Below are 17,669 nucleotides of genomic sequence, written 5' to 3' on the forward strand. Positions count from 1 at the left end.
CCCCGCCGCTCTGGAGGAGAACACCATGAAAGCCTTCGTCCTACGCTCGTACGGCTCACCCGACGCCCTGGAGCTCACCGACATCCCCAAGCCGTCCCCCGGCCCCGGCGAGGTGCTGGTACGGGTGCGTGCCACCTCCGTCCAGCCCTGGGACTGGCATCTCATGCGCGGCGAGCCCCGCGTCGCCCGCCTGATGGCCGGCGGCCCCGGCCTGCGCGGCCCCAAGATCAAGATCCTGGGCGCCGACCTGTCCGGCGAGGTCGAGGCGGTCGGCAACGGCGTGACGCGCTTCTCCCCCGGCGACGCGGTGTACGCCATGCCCAAGGGCGGCGGTTTCGGCGAGTACGCCTGCGTCCCGGAGACCGAGCTGGCCCCGAAACCCGGGAACCTGACGTTCGAGCAGGCCGCGGCGGTGCCCCTGGCCGCCAACACCGCCCTGATCGCCCTGCGCGACCAGGCCCGCGTCCGCCCCGGCGACAAAGTGCTGGTCAACGGCGCCTCGGGCGGGGTGGGCACGTTCGCCGTCCAGCTCGCCAAGGCGTACGGGGCCCACGTCACGGCCGTGTGCGGCACCCGCAACCTGGACCTGATGCGCTCACTCGGCGCGGACGAGGTCGTCGACTACACCAAGGAGGACTTCACCCGCACCGGCTCCCGCTACGACGTCCTCCTGTACGTCGCGGGCGACCGCCGCTTCGCGGAGTGCCGCCGCGCCCTGACGCGCAAGGGCGCCTACGTCCTGGTCGGCGGCTCCCCCAGCCGCTGGCTCCAACCGGCGGGCGCCGTGTTCGCCGCCTTGGCCAGGGCCCCGTTCGTCTCCCAGAAGATCCGGCTGGCCGACGTGATCGGCTGCAAGGAGAACCGGCGCAACCTGCTGGCCCTGACCGAACTCATCGAGGCCGGCCGGCTCACCCCGGTCATCGACAGCACGTACGCGTTCGAGGACCTGCCCGAGGCCATGCGCTACCAGGAGGAAGGCCACGCGGCGGGCAAGGTCGTCATCACCTTCCGACCGGCCTCTCAGGCGTAGAGCTCCTCGATGCCGACCAGCCGGACGTCCCCGGGGATGTCCGCCTGGAAGCCGGCGCCGCTGTAGCAGGCGAGCACCGTCCGGCTGGTGTCATAACCCTTCACCGACAGCAGGTCCCGGGCCCGCCGCAGCCGCTCCACGTGCCCGGTGGCCATGACCTTGTCCCATTTGACCTCTCCCAGGGACAACACCCGCCGCGGCCGGCCATGCTCCTCCCGCGCGAGCACCGCCACGTCCACCTCGATCTGTGTCCGGTTGTGGGGGTCGGCCACCGTACCGGACGCCACCTCACCGGGCAGTTCGCCGAACACCTCGGCGTCGGCGGACATCGCCCACTCCCTGCAGACGCTCTCGAAGTGGGGCCCGACGACCTGGGACAGAAACGTGGCACGTGAGTCGTGCCACGCGGCTTCGGGCATGCCGCGCTCCAGCCGTGTCCACTCACGGCGCATCACCGCCTCGTAGAAGACGATCAGCGGCTCGCGGATGTGGAAGACGGACTTGCCCTTCCTGAACGCGTCCGCCTCGCGGGCGATCAGTTGCGAGTCCTCCAGCACCGCCAAGGGGTGACCGATGTCCGGCGACTTGCGGCCGATGTGGTTGGCGATGCCGCCGCGAGTGGCGTTCCCCGAAGCGATGGCGCCGAGCACCGCGTGGTAGATGGCCGTGTCGCGAATGTCCGTCTCCTCCGCCAGCAGGTATCGGGCCTCACGGAAGAGCGGGATCTGCGGATTGAGCACGGTACGCAGGACCCAGTCGTCGAAGTCGTCCAACGAGTTCGGAGCGTCGCCGGCCACGAACTCCCGCCGATAGGCCGGGGTGCCCCCCACGATGGAATGGACCAGCAGCGCGAGGCGGGGATCCTCGATGCCCCAGAATCTGGCGGAGGCCCGGTAGTCCAGCGGTTTGACCACCAGCTCCAGGCTCGCCCTCCCCCGCAAGGGGGCGTTGCCCGCCAGCAGGCGGCCCATCACTCCCATGGCCGAGCCGCACAGCAGCAGGCGCGACTTCTTGCCTCTCGCGTAACCGCGGGGATCGAGGGCGAACTGGATCAGCGAGGGCAGCGAGGGGGAGGCCTTGCTCAGGTAGGGGAACTCGTCGATCACGATGAGCCCCTCGGGGACGTCGATGTACAGCCGCTCCAGCGCCTCGTCCCAGTTGGCGAACGCGTAGCGGCCGCCACCGGTCCGTGCGGCCAGCGCCCGGCCGAACCTGGCCAGCGCTTCGCTCTCCGTCTCGTCCGTGGCGGTGAAGAAGAACCCGCCGAGCTCTCGGACGAGCGCGTCGAGCAGAAAGGTCTTGCCCTGTCTGCGCCTGCCGCTCACGACGCCGAGCCGCACATCCGGGCTCGGTGAGGTCGCAAACCGGACCAGGCCCGCCCACTCACGGTCACGATCGAAGACATGAGTGGGTTTGACCACGGATTTCATAGTAGAACTATACAGCTAAGGTCTACACACCTTAGCTGTATACCCCTACACACATTTCGATTTGTGTCGCTTAGGGTGGCTTCTATGGACGCAGGCAAGGCGATCTTCGAAACCGTCGGTAAGCTTCGCCAGCGGCGCACCGCCCCGCTGGTACTCGAGCTCGATCTCACCGAGGGCCTCACCGAGGGCCCGCCGGCGGATCCGCTCGCCGCCCTGCTGTCCATGCGCAAGACGCGCCTGGCCGACGTGCTGTCGGGGCTCAAGCGGGCCAGGCAGGACCCACGGGTCAAGGCGCTCGTCGTGAAGATCGGCGGGCAGCCGCTGGGGCTGGCCATGGTGCAGGAGTTGCGCCAGGCGGTGATCCACTTCCGGGCGTCGGGGAAGCTCACCGTGGCTTTCGCCGAGTCGTTCGGCGAGTTCGGCGGCGGCACCGTGCCCTACTACCTGGCCACCGCCTTCGAGCGGGTCTATCTGCAGCCGAGTGGCGATGTCGGGCTGACCGGGGTGGCGCTGGAGCAGCGCTTCCTCAAGGGGGCGCTGACGAAGCTGGGGGTGGGGTTCGAGGCGGGGCAGCGGCACGAGTACAAGACCGCCGTCAACACCTTCACCCAGGACCACATGACCGAGCCGCACCGCGAGTCCATGGGCCGCATCGTGGAGTCGGTCACCGAGACGATGATCGCCGGCATCGCCGACGGGCGCCGGCTGGATCCGGGCAAGGTGCGGGAGCTGATCGACCAGGGGCCGTTCACCGCCGCCGAGGCGAAGGAGGCCGGGCTGGTCGACAGGCTGGCCTACCGGGACGAGGTCTACGACGAGCTCAAGGGGTCCGCGGGCGGCGACGCCCACCTGCAGTACGTCTCCCGCTACGCCCGCGCCTCCGCCGTGCGCAAGCTGCCGCACCCGATGGCCGACGCGGTCGCGCTCGTGCACGGGGCTGGCATGATCAAGTCGGGTCGCAGCGGCCGGAGCCCGCTCGGCGGGGGCGGGGCCATGGGCTCCGACACGATCAGCGCCGCGCTCCGGGCGGCCCGGCGCGACGAGCACGTCAAGGCCGTCGTCTTCCGGGTCGACAGCCCCGGCGGCTCGTACGTCGCCAGCGACACGGTCTGGCGCGAGGTGGTCCTGACACGCAAGGTCAAGCCGGTGATCGTCTCCATGGGCGACCTGGCGGCCTCCGGCGGCTACTTCGTGTCGATGGCCGCCGATGTGATCATGGCGCAGCCGGGCACGCTGACCGGTTCCATCGGCGTGTACGGCGGCAAGCCCGTCTTTTCCGAATTGCTCGACAAATTGGGGATAAATTCGGAACTGGTGGCTGAAGGGGTTAATGCCGGGATGTTTTCCACGTCCCGCAGCTTCTCCCCCGAACAATGGGAGCGCATCAACGCCTGGCTCGACCGAATCTACGATGACTTCGTGGGCAAGGTCGCCGACAGCCGCGACCTGACCAGGGAGCGGGCCCACGAGCTGGCCCGCGGCCGCGTCTGGACCGGCGCCGACGCCCACGCCAACGGCCTGGTCGACGAGCTGGGCGGCCTGGAGGACGCGCTGGCGCTGGCCAGGAAGCGGGCCGGGCTGGGCGACGAGGCGCCCGTGCGCACCTTTCCGCGGCTCAACCCGCTGGAGCGCCTGCGCGGGCCGGAGTCGAGCGAGGACAAGTCGGCCGCGCTGGCGCGGGTCCGGCTGGACTCCTGGGGTCCGCTGGCGCGCCTGTCGGCCGAGCTGGGACTGCCCGCGGCCGGGCCGCTGATCCTGCCGGAGTGGTACACCATCCGCTAGGCCCGTCTCCCGCTCCGCCGCGCTTCGGCCCAAAAGGGCATGTGGCGCTTCAGCACGTACCGAAACCGACGCTAGGCCATGGGGCGGTAGCGGGCGCGGAGTCGTACCAGAGGCTGGACTGACGGGTTGACGTACGCGACGGACAGGACCGTGGCGATGAAGAGGGTGTGATCGCCGGCCGGGACCACCTTGGTGGTCTCGGCCTCGATGGCGGCCACCCCGTCCTCCACCACCAGGGCCTCCGTCCGCGCGCCCCGATGGTGCGGAACCCCGGCCACCAGGAGGCGGGCGCTGGGCCGGCCCGCGGTGGCGAAGCGGCTGGCGATGGCGGCCTGGCCCGACGACAGCAGGGAGGCCGCCCAGCGGTCCTGCCGGAGCAGGACCTCGTTGAGGTAGCCCCGGCTGGCCAGGCTGACCAGCACCAGCGGGGGCTCCAGGGAGACGGACATCAGCGCCGACACCGTGGTGCCGAGGTCGTCGCGCCCGTCGCGTACGGTCACCACCGCCACGCCGGCCGCGAGCTGCGCCATCGCCTCCGTGAACTCGCTCACCGCGAGAACCCCCGGGAAGGGGTCCTCGCGGAAAGCGGAGATTCCACCATCAGCCCAAGCCGTTGCTGGTCAGCCATTCCTTGGCCACGACCGCGGGCTCGTCCTTGTTGACGGAGATCTTCTGCATCATCGACAGCAGCGACTCGGTGGTCAGCTTCGCCGAGACGCCGTTGAGCGTCGTCCTGATCGTGTCGTTCGCCGACGCCTTGTGCAGCAGCGGGAGCACGTTCTGGGCGGGGAAGATGTTCTTGGGGTCTTCCAGGGCCACCAGGTTGTTGGCGGTCATCTTCGGGTCGGTGGTGAACACGTTGCCGACCTGGATCGTGCCGTCCTTGAGCGCGTCGGCGGTGGTCGGCCCGGTGGGCTTCCACTCCTTGAACTCCAGGCCGTAGACCTCCTTGAACCGCGCCTCCCACCGCTTCTTGAACTCGGGCGGCCCGCCGACGACCATGGTCTTGGAGACCTTGGCCAGGTCCTCGATCGAGGTCAGCGACTGCTTGGTCTGGGTGTCCTTGGAGACCGACAGGCTGTCCTTGTCCTCGGCGGGCGAGGAGTCGAGCACTTCGAGCTCGGCCGGCAGCTTCTCCTTCAGCGTCGCGTTGACCTCTTCCGTGGTCGCGGCGGTGGCCTTCAGGTCGATGAAGGCGAGCAGGTTGCCGTTGTACTCCGGCACGATGGTCAGCCCACCGCCCTTGACCTGGTCGTAGACGGCCTCGCGGCTGCCGATGCGCGGCTTCTCCTCGACCTGTACGCCCTTGGCCTCCAATGCCTGGGCGTAGATCGACGCGAGCAGCACGCTCTCGTCGAAGTCGAAGGAGCCGATCACGGCCTTGCCTCCGCCCCCGCCCGAAGCCGAACCACTGGGGACCGCGGATGTGGTGTCGAGCGGGTTGCCCCCGGTGGTGCCGCCGCCGCCACCGCACGCGGCCAGCGCGAGCATCGCCGTGAGGAAGGCCCCCGCGATGCCGTACTTGCGTCTCATCTTCTATTTCCCTTCAAAGCCGGGAGGTAATACGGGAGACTATCGGACCTTGAGGCGCTGGCTCACCCCCGGAGAGACCGTCACCCTCTGGATCAGGGTGAACAAGATCTGCACCACCAGCGCGAACAGCACAATCAGTACAGAACCCCCGACAACGCTCGCGTAATCCTTCGTGGCGAAACCGTCGATCACATACCGGCCGAGACCGCCCAGCCCGGTGTACGCGGCGACCGTCGTCGTGGCCACGACCTGGATCGCCGACAACCGGCAGCCGAGCAGGATCAGCGGCAGCGCAACCGGCACCAGCACCCGCCCGAGCACCTGCCCGCCGCGCAGGCCCATCCCGTACGCGGCGTCGCGCAGCTCGGGATCGACGGCCTTGATGCCCTCGTAGGTGTTCACCAGGATCGGCGGCACCGACAGCAGCACCAGGGGAATGATCACCGGCCAGATCGAGGCGGTGCCCAGCAGCAGCACGAACATCACCAGCAGCCCCAGCGTGGGCAGCGCCCTGGCCAGGTTCGCGGTGACGACGACCAGCACCTCGCCGCGCCCCGTGTGGCCGATCGCCAGGCCCAGCGGCACGGCGATCAGCACGGCCAGCAGCAGCGCCAGCCCGGAGAACTCCAGGTGTTCCAGCAGGCGCGCGGGGATGCCGCTCGGGCCCGACCAGTTCTCGCCGTTGCCGAAGAACTCGCCGAGCCAGGCGAAGAACGAGGTCAGCCAGTCCACGACACAGCCTCCCCGCCGGCGTACGCGGTCATGACGCCACTCCCTTTCGCGCTCGTACCCAGGGGGTGAGCAGGCGCTGCGCCAGGACCAGCAGCCCGTCGGCGATCAGCGCCAGCGCCACGATCAGCACGATGCCGACGACCACCGGCGGCATGAACGGGTTCTGGTAGGCCCGCGTGAACAGCCCGCCGAGCCCGCCCTGCCCGATCAGCGCACCCACGCTGACCAGGCTGATGCTGGAGACCGCGACCACCCGCAGCCCGGCCAGCACCACCGGCACGGCGATCGGCAGCTCGACGGCCAGCAGCCGGCGCAGCGGCGTGAACCCCATCGCGACGGCCGACTGACGCACGTGGTCGGGCACCGAGTTGAGGCCGTCGACCACGGCCGGGATCAGCACGGCCATGCCGTAGAAGGTCAGCGGGATGATCACGGTGGTCTGCGACAGCCCGGTCACCGAGATCAGCAGCATGAAGACCGGCAGCGACGGGAGCGCGTAGATCACGTTCATCAGACCGGAGGTGGGCTGGTAGAGCCAGCGGAAGCGCACGCAGGCCAGGCCGAGCGGCAGCGCGATCACCAGCGAGACCAGGATCGGCACCAGGGACATCGTCAGGTGGTCGGTGAGCAGGTTCCTGATGCTGTCGACCCGGCCGGTGTCCCAGTTGCGCCCGACCCACTCCCAGAGGGAAGGGGGACCATCACCCATCTGCGGCCTCCGCCAGCGCCTCGTCCAGGGCCTCCCGGGTCGCCACGCCGACGACCTTGCCCTCCTCGTCCACCGCCACCGCGCAGCCGGAGGGCGACAGCAGCGCCGCGTCGAGGGCGGAGCGCATCGAGTCACGGCCCAGCAGGAACGTTCCGTACGGCTCCAGCTTCCCCGGCCGCTCCGGCGACAGCCAGCCGACGGGCCGCTCGCCCTCGTCCGCCACCAGCAGCCACGGCTCGGAAGAGCCGCCCGAGCCCTCGCGGACCACCAGGTCCGTACGCAGCCGCAGCCCCTCCGTGGAGACGAACTGCAGCCGCCTGATCCCCCGGTCGTGCCCCAGGAACTCCCTGACGAAGTCGTCGGCCGGCTCGGCCAGCAGCGTCTTGGGGTCGGCGAGCTGCGCCAGCTTGCCGCCCACCCGCAGCACCGCCACCCGGTCGCCCAGCTTGATGGCCTCGTCGATGTCGTGGGTGACGAACACGATGGTCTTGTTCAGCTCGTTCTGCAGCCGGAGCAGCTCGTCCTGCAGGCTCGTCCGCACGATCGGGTCGACGGCGCTGAACGGCTCGTCCATGAGCAGCACGGGCGGGTCGGCGGCCAGCGCCCTGGCCACGCCCACGCGCTGCTGCTGCCCGCCGGAGAGCTGGAACGGGTAACGCCCCGCGAAGGCCGGGTCGAGCCCGACGCGCTCCAGCAGCTCCATGGCCCGGTCGCGGGCCTTCTTCTTGTCCCAGCCGAGCAGGTAGGGCACGGTGGCGATGTTGTCGATGATCTTCCGGTGCGGGAAGAGACCGGCCTGCTGGATGACGTAGCCGATGCCGCGCCGCAGGGCCGGCGGATCGATGCCCTGGACGGGCTTGCCGTCCAGGAGGATCTGCCCTTCCGTGGCGTCGATCATGCGGTTGATCATCCGCAGGGACGTCGTCTTCCCGCAGCCGGACGGTCCGACGAACACGGTGATCTCGCCGGTGGGCGCCTCAAGGCTGAGGTGGTCCACGGCGACGGTTCCGTCTGGATAGCGTTTGGTGACAGCGTCGAATGTGATCACGCGCGAACTCTCGCTTCAGGCTTCCGTGGCAGGGCCGCAGCCCCCGTGCCACGACCGCCGCATGATCTCTGTGCAGCACACACTACGGGGATTCATCCCGCCCTGTCCCCCCGGGATTGTCTTAAACGCTTCAGTTGACCTGGGAGATTCACATGAAATATGGATCTGGTAGTGCGCCGGACCAAGGTGAGTTGGCATGATTGCCCCACGAACTCCTGACCTGACACTCCACAATCTCCTGACGCTCACCCCTCACCCCCTCAGCGTCCGCACAGAGCAAGAGGATCCGGCCCCGTGTCAATGCCGCTCACCGATCAGCGTCCCCGCGCAGATGTGATCGCAGGGCTCTACGACCACTACGCCGCCGCGCTGTTCGCATACTGCGCCGATCAGCTCGGCGACCTCGGCTCAGCGTCCGACGTCCTGGTGACCGTGCTCACCAGCGTCCCCGCCGCCATGCCGCCCCGCGCCGCGCTCTACGCGTTCGCCCGTCGCGAGATCCACCGGCGCGACATCGTCTACTCACCCCCCGCCGTCGATCCGCTGATCGACCCCGCCACGGCCCTCGTCGAGCGCTCTCTGCGCGACCTGCGGCCGCATCAGCGCGAGGTGCTGATGCTGTGCGCGGTGTGCGGGCTGGACATGACCGAGCTGGCCTGGGTGCTCGACGTCGCCACCGACACCGCCGAAGAGCTGTTGGTGGGGGCGGCCGAGCGCTTCAGGCAGTCTCTGGGCACGGAGCTGGCCTCGACCGGCGTCCGGGTGCCCAAGCCGGTGGCCGACATCTACGGCGCGCTGGGCATCGCGCCGCTGCGCGATGTTCTCGGCCGCCTGCCCTGGCCGCAGCCGCCCGCCGCGCTGCGCATTCACTTCGCGGGTTCCCGTACGGCGCCTCCCGCGCCGTTGTTCGTCAAGCCGCGCTGGCCCAGCCCGCCGATCTGGCCGCAGCCGCTGGCCGAGGCAGACCCGGCCACCAGCACGGTCATCTTCCCCGCCGAACTCATGACCCCGCCAAGCCCGTCGCGGGTCGCCCCTCACGATGCGACCACGGCTCCGATGCCCAAATTCCGCGACCACCTGGACTCGTCCATGCCGTTGAGAGACCCGCTCGGCTCCGCCGCCAGGCGGAGGGACCCGCTCGGTTCCTCGGTACCACTGAGTGACGCTTTATCCGGGTCCGATCCATTCGCTCGCAAGGCTCCGCTGGGCGCTCCGCCGTCCTACGAGGAGCCCCAGGATTCTGGAAAGCCGCAGGAGCGGCCGTTCTTCATGTCCGAGCCGGACCCTTCGGGGGCCGAGCCGTTCGCGACGGGCGACGTGATCCTGCCTTACGACGCGCCCGACCCGTACATGACGGGCGACGTCCTGGTCCACCGAGGCCCGCCCCGCCCGTTCCCTGAGCCGGAGCCGCGCCCCGACCCCCGTTCCGAGCCTCAGCAGGAGACGTCCTGGGCCTTCCAGCCGCGGACGCCCCCGCCCCAGGCCCCCGCCGCGTATCAGCCGCGGCCCGAGCCACCGCCGGTGTCCCCGGTCCGGCCGCGCCCTGAGGCCCGGCCCCAGGCGTCCCGTGAGTCGACGGCGCCGCTGTTCCGGCCCCGCTACGCGCAGCCGCCCAAGCCGCCCAGGGCCCCCAAGCCCGCCAAGGCGGCGAAACCGGCCAAGCCCGCGAAGCCGGCGAAGCCCGCCGAGCCGGTCTACCGGCTGCCGGAGCTGGACGACGAGATCGCCATCATGGAGCCGCCGGACGAGCCGGTGGGCCAGGCGACCGACTCCTTCCTGGCCCCGCGCCCGGTGCGCGCCAGGCCCGTGCCGAAGCGCCGCCCCGAGGTGACGCGGCGCCCCCAGAAAGTACGCCGCCGCAAGGACCGCCACTACGACTGGGCCTGGGAGCTGATCGGGTTCCTGATCTGCGTGGCGATCGCGATGATCGTGTTCTTCTCGATGCCGATCTTCAACGGCTGACGGGCCCGACCGGCCGGCGCGCTATGCCCGGCCGGTCAGGGTCCCGGCGTCGTACCGGTCCAGGCGGGCCGGGTCGGCCAGGATGTCGATGGCCGCGATCCTGCCGTCGGCGACCGTGAGCGCCCCGACCGCCAGCACCCGTCCGTCCTTCGTGCTCACCATGCCCGCCGTGCCGTTGACCGGCACCAGCGCCGCGAACCCGGCCATCCGCCGGAACATGAGCGCCTGCTTGGCCACCGTGAGCGCCCCGCGCAGCTCGCTCCACGCCATGGGACCGGAGTCGGTCCTGAGCACGACATCAGGGTGCAGCACCGCCACCAGCGCCTCGAAGTCACCGTCGCGGGAGGCCGCCAGGAACGCCTCCACGACCTCCCACTGCCGCGACAGGTCCGTGTCCGGCTCGACGGCCGCGCCGCGCACCCGGCGGCGGGCCCGGCTGGCGATCTGCCGGGTGGCGGCCGGCGTACGGTCGATGATGGGGGCGATCTCGTCGAAGGGCACGGCGAACATGTCGTGCAGCACGAACGCCAGCCGCTCCGTCGGCTCCAGCGTCTGCAGCACCACCAGCAGCGCGAGCCCCACCGAGTCCGCCATGAGCGTCTCGTTCTCCGGATCGGCCCCGCCGGCGACGCCGACCACCGGGTCGGGCATCCGCTCCTCCAGCGGCTCCTCGCCCCGGCTCTGGCGGGAGCGCAGCATGTTGAGACAGATGCGGGCCACGACGGTGGTGAGCCAGCCGCCCATGTTGCGCACGTCGCCCGTGTCGGTGCGGTCGAGCCTGATCCACGCCTCCTGCACCGCGTCGTCGGCCTCGCTCACCGAGCCGAGCATCCGGTACGCGACAGCGCGCAACTGACCGCGGTGCGCCTCGAAGACACCGGTCAGGGATTCGTTCTCGTCCATCTGTCACATTCCTTCGTCGGCTCACGTCATAGCACTGACCTCACGAACCAGGTCGATGTGACGATCTCATGCAGGAAAAGGTGGAAGCACGCATGGGTCGGCCCGCATGGTCCTGCCCGGTGCCATGCGGGCGTTGCAGGCGCTCCAGCGGCCGATCAAGGGCGGTGGCCTGAAGAAGAGCGCCCTGACCGAGGCCGCCACCCGCCAGGTGGCCGGCGCCTGGCAGCCCTAGTCGGCCGAAAGGATCAGCCCGCTCGTCGGCACGCCGGTGCCGGCCGTCACCAGGACGTTGGTGACGCCGGTGAGCTGGTTGGCGGCCGTGCCCCTGATCTGGCGCACGGCCTCGGCGATGCCGTTCATGCCGTGGATGTAGGCCTCCCCGAGCTGGCCACCGTGCGGGTTGACGGGCAGGCGGCCGTCCAGCTCGATACCGCCGTCCTTGAGGAAGCCGGGGGCCTCACCGCGGCCGCAGAAGCCGAGCTCCTCCAACTGGGCCAGGACGAACGGGGTGAAGTGGTCGTACAGGATGGCCGTCTGAATGTCGGCGGGGGTCAGCCTCGATCTCTCGTAGAGGCGGCGGCCGACGACGGACATCTCCGGCAGTCCGCTCATGTCATCGCGGTAGTAGCTGGTCATCATCATCTGGCCGGACGCCGAGCCCTGGGCCGCCGCTGTGATCACCGCGGGTGATCTGCGCAGGTCGCGGGCGCGTTCGGCGGAGGTCACCACCAGAGCCACCGCGCCGTCGCTCTCCTGGCAGCAGTCGAGCAGGTGCAGCGGCTCCACGATCCACCGGGAGGCCTGGTGCTCCTCCAGCGTGATGGGCCGCCGGTAGAACCAGGCGGCCGGGTTGGTGGCCGCGTGCCTGCGCATGGCGACCGCGACCCGGCCGAAGTCCTCGGAGGTGGCGTCGTAGACGTGCATGTAGCGCCGGGCGAACATGGCCACCCAGGCGGCGGGCGTCATCAGCCCGTACGGCACGTGCCAGCTCATCTCCAGACCCTGCGAGGTGGGCTCGCCGGTCAGCCGGGAGTTCGGCTGGCCGAAGCGGCGGCCCGAGCGCTCGTTGAAGGCGCGGTAGCAGACCACCGTGTCCGCCATGCCGGTGGCCACGGCCATGGCCGCGTGCGCGACGGTGCCGCAGGCCGCGCCGCCGCCGTACTCGACCCTGGAGAAGAACGTCAGATCGCCGATGCCCGCCTCCCTGGCCACGGCGATCTCCTGGTTGGAGTCCTGGCTGTAGGTGACCATGCCGTCCACGTCGCCGGGCGACAGTCCGGCGTCGTCCAGCGCCGCCAGCACCGCCTCGGCGGCGAGTCGCAGCTCGGAGCGTCCTGACTTCTTGCTGAACTCGGTGGCGCCGATGCCGGCGATGGCCGTGCGCGGGAGTGACACGCCTTACTCTCCTTCAAGGGTGAGGGTCACGGTTCCGGTGGCGTGGTCGCCCAGGCTCACCTTGCCGCGCACCTCGACCGCGATCCGGCCGCCCTCGCGCGACACGACGGTCCCGTTGAAGCTGAGGCGGTCGCCCGCGTACGCGGGGACGCCCAGCTTGACGTTGATCGACCGGATGACGGCCCCGGGGCCCGCCCAGTCGGTCACATAGCGCTCGACCAGGCCCATGGTGGTCAGGATGTTGAGGAAGATGTCCTTCGACCCCTGGGCACGGGCCAGTTGGGTGTCGTGGTGCACCGGGGTGAAGTCCATGGTGGCCAGCGCCGTGGAGACGACCACGGTGGGCGTGAGCTCGATGGACAGCTCCGGCAGCGCGTCTTCGCTCATCACGGCTCCCTCGGCATCCACATCGGCAGGATCAACTTGTCGTCCATGGGCTGGTACGTCACCCGCAACGCCATCCCGATCCCGACCTCCTCGGGCGGGCAGTCCACGACGTTCCCCACGATCCGCACGCCTTCCGGCAGTTCCACCACGCCCACCACGAACGGGGTCTCACGGCCGGGCACCGGCGGGTGGTGGTGGACGACGTAGCTGAAGAGGGTGCCCTCGCCGCTCGCGACCACGTGGGAGCGGTTGGCCGAGCGGCAGTGGGGGCACAGCGGGCCCGGCGGGTGGCGCAGCTCGCCGCAGTCGGCACAGGACTGGATGCGCAGCTCGCCCCGGTTCACGCCCTCCCAGAAGTACGCCGTGTCCTGGTTGATCGCCGGCTGCAGCGGGTACGGCGGCAGCGTCTTCTTCTCCGGCGGCCGGAACTTCAGCACCCGGAAGAGCATCTCGGCCACCGGCTTGTCGCCCTCGTCGTACCAGGTGACGTTCCAGGTGGCGAAGAAGCCCACGCCGAGCGCCGTCCGCTTCGGGCCCGTGAGGCCGGACAAGCGGGTGGCGGCGGTCAGGCGCTCGCCGACGCGCGCGTAGCGGTGGTAGGTCTGCTCGCAGTTGGTCGCCACCACGCCCGTGTAGCCGTTGGCGTCGAGCGCGTTCAGGAGGTCGTCGACCGGCGAACGCTCTCTGCCCCGGGCGCGGAGGCCCTGCATGGTCCACACCTGGGCCATCGCGGGCGGGGCCACGCCCTGGTCGAGGTAGGCCGGGTTCGTGTCGCCCATGGCGTCCAGCCAGTGCCTGATCATGGGGACGTTCACGGGGTCGGGGGCCGGGGCGCCGCGCATCTCGCCCAGCGCGACCTGCTTGGCCGCCAGCTCGTGCAGCTCTTCGTCGGTCATCGCGGAGGGCTCGGTCATCGCGGAGGGCTCGGTCATCGCGGCGGCCTCGGGAGGCTCAGGCCGAGCATGGCGATCAGCTCGCGCTGCACCTCGTTCACCCCGCCGCCGAACGTCAGCACCACCGCGCCCTTCACGCCGTGGTCCACGCGTTCGAGCAGCTCGGCGGTCTCCGGGTCGGACGGGTCGCCGTAGCGGGCCAGGACGTCGCCGACGACGCGGCCGGCCTCCTGCATGCGCTCGGAGCCGTAGATCTTGGTGGCCGACGCGTCGGGGGCGCCCAGCCAGCCGAGGTCCATGTTGGCCGCCACCTGCCAGTTCAGCAGTTCGTTCGTACGGAAGGCCGCCCACACCCTGGCCAGCGCCCGCCGTACGTCCGGGTTCTCGATGTGGCCGGTGCGGCGGGCCCAGGCGAGGAACCGGTCGTAGGTGCCGCCGAGGTTGCCGGCCGGGCCGAGCGTGACGCGTTCGTGGTTGAGCTGGTTGACGATCAGGTCCCAGCCACGGTCCACCTCGCCGACCACCATGCTCACGGGGACGCGGACGTCGGAGTAGTAGGTGGAGTTCGTGTGGTGGCGGCCGTCCATGGTGACGATCGGGGTCCACGAGAAGCCGGGGTCCTCCGTGGAGGCGATCATCATGGTGATGCCCTTGTGCTTCTTGGCCTCGGGGTTCGTCCGGGCGGCCAGCCAGATGTACTGGGCGTAGTGGGCGCCGCTGGTGAAGATCTTCTGGCCGTTGACGACGTAGTGGTCGCCGTCGAGCACCGCCGTGGTCCGCAGGGAGGCCAGGTCGGTGCCCGCCTCGGGCTCGCTGTAGCCGATCGCGAAGTGGCACTCGCCGGCCAGGATGCGCGGCAGGAAGAGCTCCTTCTGTTCCTTGGTGCCGTACTGCATGAGGGTGGGCCCGACGGTCTGCACCGTGATGATCGGGTACGGGACGCCGGCGCGGGCGATCTCGTTGGCGAAGATCTGCTGCTCCAGGGGGCCGTAGCCGCCTCCGCCGTACTCCTTGGGCCAGCCGAGGCCGAGCTTGCCGTCGCGGCCGAGGCGGCGGCAGTGCTCCATGTACGCGTCGCCGAACGGATCCCCGGCGATCTTCCTGCGGTCCTCGTCGGTGAGACAGCCCTGGAAGTACTCGCGCAGCTCGTCGCGGAGCGCGCGCTGGCCGGGGGTGAGGTCGATCAGCATCAGACGAGCGCTCCGATCAGGTCGAGCTGGGCGTCGGCGCCGCCGAGCAGGTGGGACAGGTGCTTGGCCTGCGCGAAGTAGCGGTGCAGCGGGTAGGTCACGTCGAGCCCGAGCCCGCCGTGCAGGTGCTGGCAGGTGTAGAGGGCCTTGACGGCCTCACCCACGTGGTACGCCGCCAGCGCCAGATCCTGCTCGGCCGGCAACCCTTCGGCCAGCCGCCAGGCCGCCGACCACATGGCGACGTCCAGCGCCCGGCCGGCGATGTAGACGTCGGCGATCTGCATGGTCACCGCCTGGAACTCGGCCAGCGCCCGCCCGAACTGCCTGCGCTGCTTGATGTAGGCGGTGGTCAGCTCCAGTGCGCCGGCCAGCACCCCGCTCGCCTGGGCCGCGACGGCGGCCGTGAACAGCCGCCGGGCCTCGGTGACCGCCTCGGGCCCTCCGATCCGCTCGGCCGGGGTGCCGTCCAGGACGATCGTGGCGGCGGGCTCGCCCGTGGAGGTGAACTCGGGGGCCGCCGCCACCCGCTCCACCAGGAACAGGCCGGTGTCGGCGGTGACCAGCACCGCCGTCCCCGGGTGGGGCACCGAGACCTTGCGGCCGGTCAACACCCATCCGTCGTCCTTGGGCGTCGCGGTCGTCCGCGGGGCCTCGGTCAGGGCGCGGCCGGGCTCGCGGAGCGCGAGCGTGCACTCCAGGCGCTGCTGGTCAGGGGTGCCATAGCGGGCCAGGGTCAGCGTGCTCACCAGCGTCGGCAGGGCCGCGACCGGCGCCGCCCGCGCCCCCACCTCCCGCAGCACCACGGCCATCTCGACCGGCCCCAGCCCGGCGCCGCCCGCCTCCTCGGAGGCGCACACGCTCAGGAGCCCGGCCTGCCGGAGCCGTTCCTCGCCGCCCTCTTTGGTCAGGACGTCGGCCGCCAGTTTCCGCAGGTCCTGCTGGGTTTCGTCCAGGTTGAAATCCATCTCACGTCTCCAAGAGGTGGTGCCTGCCGTGCCGTACGAACTCCTCCTCGATCCCCTTGACGTCCGCGCCCGTCAACGGCCGCAGCCCGGCGGGGGTCCGCCACCAGACCGGGTCGCCGGTGCGCCACGCCTCGCGGGCCAGGTGCCGCTTGATGACCTTGTGCGAGGCCGTTTGCGGTAGCTCCCCACAAACGCGGATATATCGCGGTATGGCTTTGGCGCCCAGATCGCGGCGGGACGCCAGGAACGCCGTGAACGCGGCCGGGTCGAACTCCCCCTCCAGCACGAGCGCCGCCATGACCTGGTCACCAGCCGCCGCGTCGGGCACCGGGTACACCGCCGCCTCCACCACCCCGCCGAACTCCCGCAGGGCGGCCTCGATGGGGGCGACGGCCAGGTTCTCGCCGTCCACGCGCAGGCGTTCGGTGCCCCGGCCGGCGAAGAACACGTACCCGGCGGGGTCGGCGTAGGCCAGGTCGCCGGACCAGAACGCGCCGTCCCTGATCCGCTCGGCGTCCGCCTCCGGGTCGTTGTAGTAGCCGTCGAACAGCCCCAGCCCGCTGGTGTTGACCAGCTCGCCGACGGCCTCCTCCGGGTTGAGCAGGCGGCCGTGCTCGATGCGGCCGGGCGGGCAGGGCAGGCCGGTGGCCGGGTCGAGGATCCGGACGCCCTCCGGCAGGCGGCCGAGGCATCCCGGCGGTCCCGAGGGGTCGGGGGTGAGCGAGATGGCGGTCTCGGTGGAGCCGAAGGCGTCGATCACGTGGCAGCCGAACCGCTCCCCGAACCTCCTGGTCGCCACCGCGCTGCCCTCGTTCCCGAACGCGATCTTCAGGGGGTTGCGGGCGTCGTCCGGATGTTCGGGGGTGGCCAGGACGTACGAGAGGGCCTTGCCGACGTAGTGCAGGTACGTGCAGCCGTACCGTCTGAGGTCGGGCAGCAGGCCCGACGCCGAGAACCGCCGGCGCAGCACCAGCGCCGCCCCCGAGGCCACGGCCGGGGCGTAGGCGGCCATGAGGGCGCCGGAGTGGAACAGCGGCATCGAGCAGTAGACGACGTCGTCCGGCGTGAGCAGCGCCGCCAGGCTCGTCCCGGGGACGGCGAGCTTGCGCTGCGTGATCCGCACGGCGCGGGGGCGGCCGGAGGTGCCCGAGGTGAAGATCAGCATGACGAGCTTCCGTGGCTCGGGCGCGGTGGGGGCCGTCCGCTCCAGAGCGAGCGGCAGGACCTCCACGCCCAGTGCCTCTGCCACCCGCCGGGCGGCGTCCAGGTGGGTCTCGTCGGCCAGAAGGAGGCTCACGTCCGTGGCGCGAGCGTCGTGGACGAGCTCGTCGATCGAGCGCGTGGGGTTGAGGGCGACCACCACGTGCCCCGCCAGCGCCGCGCCGCCCAAAAGGAACACCAGGTCGGGAACGTTCTCGCCGAGCACCCCCACGTGCAGGGCGGTGCCGCGCGCGGACAGCCACGCCCCGGCGGAGCGGCAGGCCGCGACGTGCTCGCGCCACGACCACACCGTGTCCTCGAACACGAGCCCGGGGCGGTCGTCCTCGGCCCGCGCGAGGAGCAGGGAGGCGAGCGTGTCCGCGGTCATCGCTCCTCCAGCAAGCGCTAGGTCAGACGAATCGCAAACTAGAACAGATTCTAATATCTGTCCAGTGGGGAGCCCAGTGGCTTAGTCATGATTTATGCGTGTAACGCCGGAGACATGGGCCA

17 protein-coding genes are annotated in these 17,669 nt (G+C 70.6%); 4 read left to right on the forward strand and 13 right to left on the reverse strand.

Going from position 1 to position 17,669, the window contains the following annotated elements; translation table 11 throughout:
- Window positions 1-25: 25 nt before the first annotated feature.
- Window positions 26-1,030 carry an NAD(P)-dependent alcohol dehydrogenase gene (locus tag C4V41_RS29315; protein WP_103959169.1) on the forward strand — a complete coding sequence of 335 codons (1,005 nt, stop codon included), beginning with the start codon at window positions 26-28 and terminating at the stop codon, window positions 1,028-1,030.
- Here C4V41_RS29315 and C4V41_RS29320 read toward each other — a convergent pair.
- Entirely contained in the window at window positions 1,021-2,460 is a 1,440-nt protein-coding gene (locus C4V41_RS29320; protein ID WP_103959170.1) for an AAA family ATPase, read from the reverse strand. The genes C4V41_RS29315 and C4V41_RS29320 overlap by 10 nt on opposite strands.
- A gap of 84 nt (window positions 2,461-2,544) precedes the next feature.
- On the opposite strand from C4V41_RS29320, the gene sppA reads away from it, so the two are divergent.
- On the forward strand, window positions 2,545-4,242 hold the full coding sequence (gene sppA / locus C4V41_RS29325; protein WP_103959171.1) for a signal peptide peptidase SppA: 1,698 nt from the start codon (window positions 2,545-2,547) through the stop codon (window positions 4,240-4,242).
- A gap of 71 nt (window positions 4,243-4,313) precedes the next feature.
- Here sppA and C4V41_RS29330 read toward each other — a convergent pair whose 3' ends face one another.
- The 5 genes from C4V41_RS29330 to C4V41_RS29350 are packed head-to-tail and all read right to left on the reverse strand — an operon-like array spanning window position 4,314 to window position 8,264.
- Window positions 4,314-4,793, reverse strand: coding sequence for a flavin reductase family protein (locus tag C4V41_RS29330; RefSeq protein WP_200824297.1), 480 nt, complete (start codon window positions 4,791-4,793; stop codon window positions 4,314-4,316).
- A gap of 49 nt (window positions 4,794-4,842) precedes the next feature.
- Window positions 4,843-5,775 carry an ABC transporter substrate-binding protein gene (locus C4V41_RS29335; protein ID WP_103959172.1) on the reverse strand — a complete coding sequence of 311 codons (933 nt, stop codon included), beginning with the start codon at window positions 5,773-5,775 and terminating at the stop codon, window positions 4,843-4,845.
- A gap of 39 nt (window positions 5,776-5,814) precedes the next feature.
- Window positions 5,815-6,507 (reverse strand): ABC transporter permease, encoded by a 693-nt coding sequence (locus tag C4V41_RS29340; protein WP_103959173.1) that lies wholly within the window; start codon window positions 6,505-6,507, stop codon window positions 5,815-5,817.
- A 28-nt stretch (window positions 6,508-6,535) separates the two neighbouring features.
- Entirely contained in the window at window positions 6,536-7,216 is a 681-nt protein-coding gene (locus C4V41_RS29345; protein WP_103959174.1) for an ABC transporter permease, read from the reverse strand.
- Complete coding sequence (locus tag C4V41_RS29350; RefSeq protein WP_103959175.1) at window positions 7,209-8,264, reverse strand: ABC transporter ATP-binding protein; 1,056 nt, start codon at window positions 8,262-8,264, stop codon at window positions 7,209-7,211. The genes C4V41_RS29345 and C4V41_RS29350 overlap by 8 nt, the downstream gene beginning before the upstream one ends.
- A 294-nt stretch (window positions 8,265-8,558) precedes the next feature.
- Between C4V41_RS29350 and C4V41_RS29355 the strand changes: the two genes are divergently transcribed.
- Complete coding sequence (locus tag C4V41_RS29355) at window positions 8,559-10,226, forward strand: RNA polymerase sigma factor (protein WP_146103819.1); 1,668 nt, start codon at window positions 8,559-8,561, stop codon at window positions 10,224-10,226.
- 21 nt (window positions 10,227-10,247) lie between these two features.
- Here the strand turns inward: C4V41_RS29355 and C4V41_RS29360 are convergent, their stop codons facing one another.
- Window positions 10,248-11,129, reverse strand: a complete 882-nt coding sequence (locus tag C4V41_RS29360; RefSeq protein WP_103959177.1) for a sigma-70 family RNA polymerase sigma factor — start codon at window positions 11,127-11,129, stop codon at window positions 10,248-10,250.
- A gap of 106 nt (window positions 11,130-11,235) precedes the next feature.
- Between C4V41_RS29360 and C4V41_RS65415 the strand changes: the two genes are divergently transcribed.
- Window positions 11,236-11,361 carry a hypothetical protein gene (locus tag C4V41_RS65415; RefSeq protein ID WP_268808681.1) on the forward strand — a complete coding sequence of 42 codons (126 nt, stop codon included), beginning with the start codon at window positions 11,236-11,238 and terminating at the stop codon, window positions 11,359-11,361.
- Here C4V41_RS65415 and C4V41_RS29365 read toward each other — a convergent pair.
- The 6 genes from C4V41_RS29365 to C4V41_RS29390 are packed head-to-tail and all read right to left on the reverse strand — an operon-like array spanning window position 11,358 to window position 17,547.
- Window positions 11,358-12,524 (reverse strand): lipid-transfer protein, encoded by a 1,167-nt coding sequence (locus C4V41_RS29365; protein ID WP_103959178.1) that lies wholly within the window; start codon window positions 12,522-12,524, stop codon window positions 11,358-11,360. The two genes, C4V41_RS65415 and C4V41_RS29365, sit on opposite strands and share 4 nt — an antisense overlap.
- 3 nt (window positions 12,525-12,527) lie before the next feature.
- On the reverse strand, window positions 12,528-12,911 hold the full coding sequence (locus tag C4V41_RS29370) for a MaoC family dehydratase (protein ID WP_103959179.1): 384 nt from the start codon (window positions 12,909-12,911) through the stop codon (window positions 12,528-12,530).
- Window positions 12,911-13,843: a bifunctional MaoC family dehydratase N-terminal/OB-fold nucleic acid binding domain-containing protein gene (locus tag C4V41_RS29375; RefSeq protein WP_235030445.1), complete on the reverse strand. Its 933-nt coding sequence runs from the start codon at window positions 13,841-13,843 to the stop codon at window positions 12,911-12,913. The genes C4V41_RS29370 and C4V41_RS29375 overlap by 1 nt, the downstream gene beginning before the upstream one ends.
- A complete protein-coding gene (locus C4V41_RS29380; RefSeq protein ID WP_103959180.1) occupies window positions 13,840-14,994 on the reverse strand; it encodes an acyl-CoA dehydrogenase family protein in 1,155 nt (384 codons plus the stop codon). The genes C4V41_RS29375 and C4V41_RS29380 overlap by 4 nt, the downstream gene beginning before the upstream one ends.
- Complete coding sequence (locus tag C4V41_RS29385; protein WP_103959181.1) at window positions 14,994-15,959, reverse strand: acyl-CoA dehydrogenase family protein; 966 nt, start codon at window positions 15,957-15,959, stop codon at window positions 14,994-14,996. The genes C4V41_RS29380 and C4V41_RS29385 overlap by 1 nt, the downstream gene beginning before the upstream one ends.
- Window position 15,960: 1 nt before the next feature.
- Window positions 15,961-17,547 (reverse strand): AMP-binding protein, encoded by a 1,587-nt coding sequence (locus C4V41_RS29390; RefSeq protein WP_103959182.1) that lies wholly within the window; start codon window positions 17,545-17,547, stop codon window positions 15,961-15,963.
- Window positions 17,548-17,669 lie beyond the last annotated feature (122 nt).

It is taken from the genome of Nonomuraea solani (assembly GCF_900108335.1).
Classification (GTDB): Bacteria; Actinomycetota; Actinomycetes; order Streptosporangiales; family Streptosporangiaceae; genus Nonomuraea; species Nonomuraea solani.

Bases quoted from the DNA above. Each gene is read 5' to 3' on its own strand.
- C4V41_RS29315 (WP_103959169.1), top strand. From the start codon at position 26: ATGAAAGCCTTCGTCCTACGCTCGTACGGCTCACCCGACGCCCTGGAG.
- C4V41_RS29320 (WP_103959170.1), bottom strand. From the start codon at position 2,460: ATGAAATCCGTGGTCAAACCCACTCATGTCTTCGATCGTGACCGTGAG.
- sppA (WP_103959171.1), top strand. From the start codon at position 2,545: ATGGACGCAGGCAAGGCGATCTTCGAAACCGTCGGTAAGCTTCGCCAG.
- C4V41_RS29335 (WP_103959172.1), bottom strand. From the start codon at position 5,775: ATGAGACGCAAGTACGGCATCGCGGGGGCCTTCCTCACGGCGATGCTC.
- C4V41_RS29345 (WP_103959174.1), bottom strand. From the start codon at position 7,216: ATGGGTGATGGTCCCCCTTCCCTCTGGGAGTGGGTCGGGCGCAACTGG.
- C4V41_RS29360 (WP_103959177.1), bottom strand. From the start codon at position 11,129: ATGGACGAGAACGAATCCCTGACCGGTGTCTTCGAGGCGCACCGCGGT.
- C4V41_RS65415 (WP_268808681.1), top strand. From the start codon at position 11,236: ATGGTCCTGCCCGGTGCCATGCGGGCGTTGCAGGCGCTCCAGCGGCCG.
- C4V41_RS29370 (WP_103959179.1), bottom strand. From the start codon at position 12,911: ATGAGCGAAGACGCGCTGCCGGAGCTGTCCATCGAGCTCACGCCCACC.
- C4V41_RS29375 (WP_235030445.1), bottom strand. From the start codon at position 13,843: ATGACCGAGCCCTCCGCGATGACCGAGCCCTCCGCGATGACCGACGAA.
- C4V41_RS29380 (WP_103959180.1), bottom strand. From the start codon at position 14,994: ATGCTGATCGACCTCACCCCCGGCCAGCGCGCGCTCCGCGACGAGCTG.
- C4V41_RS29385 (WP_103959181.1), bottom strand. From the start codon at position 15,959: ATGGATTTCAACCTGGACGAAACCCAGCAGGACCTGCGGAAACTGGCG.
- C4V41_RS29390 (WP_103959182.1), bottom strand. From the start codon at position 17,547: ATGACCGCGGACACGCTCGCCTCCCTGCTCCTCGCGCGGGCCGAGGAC.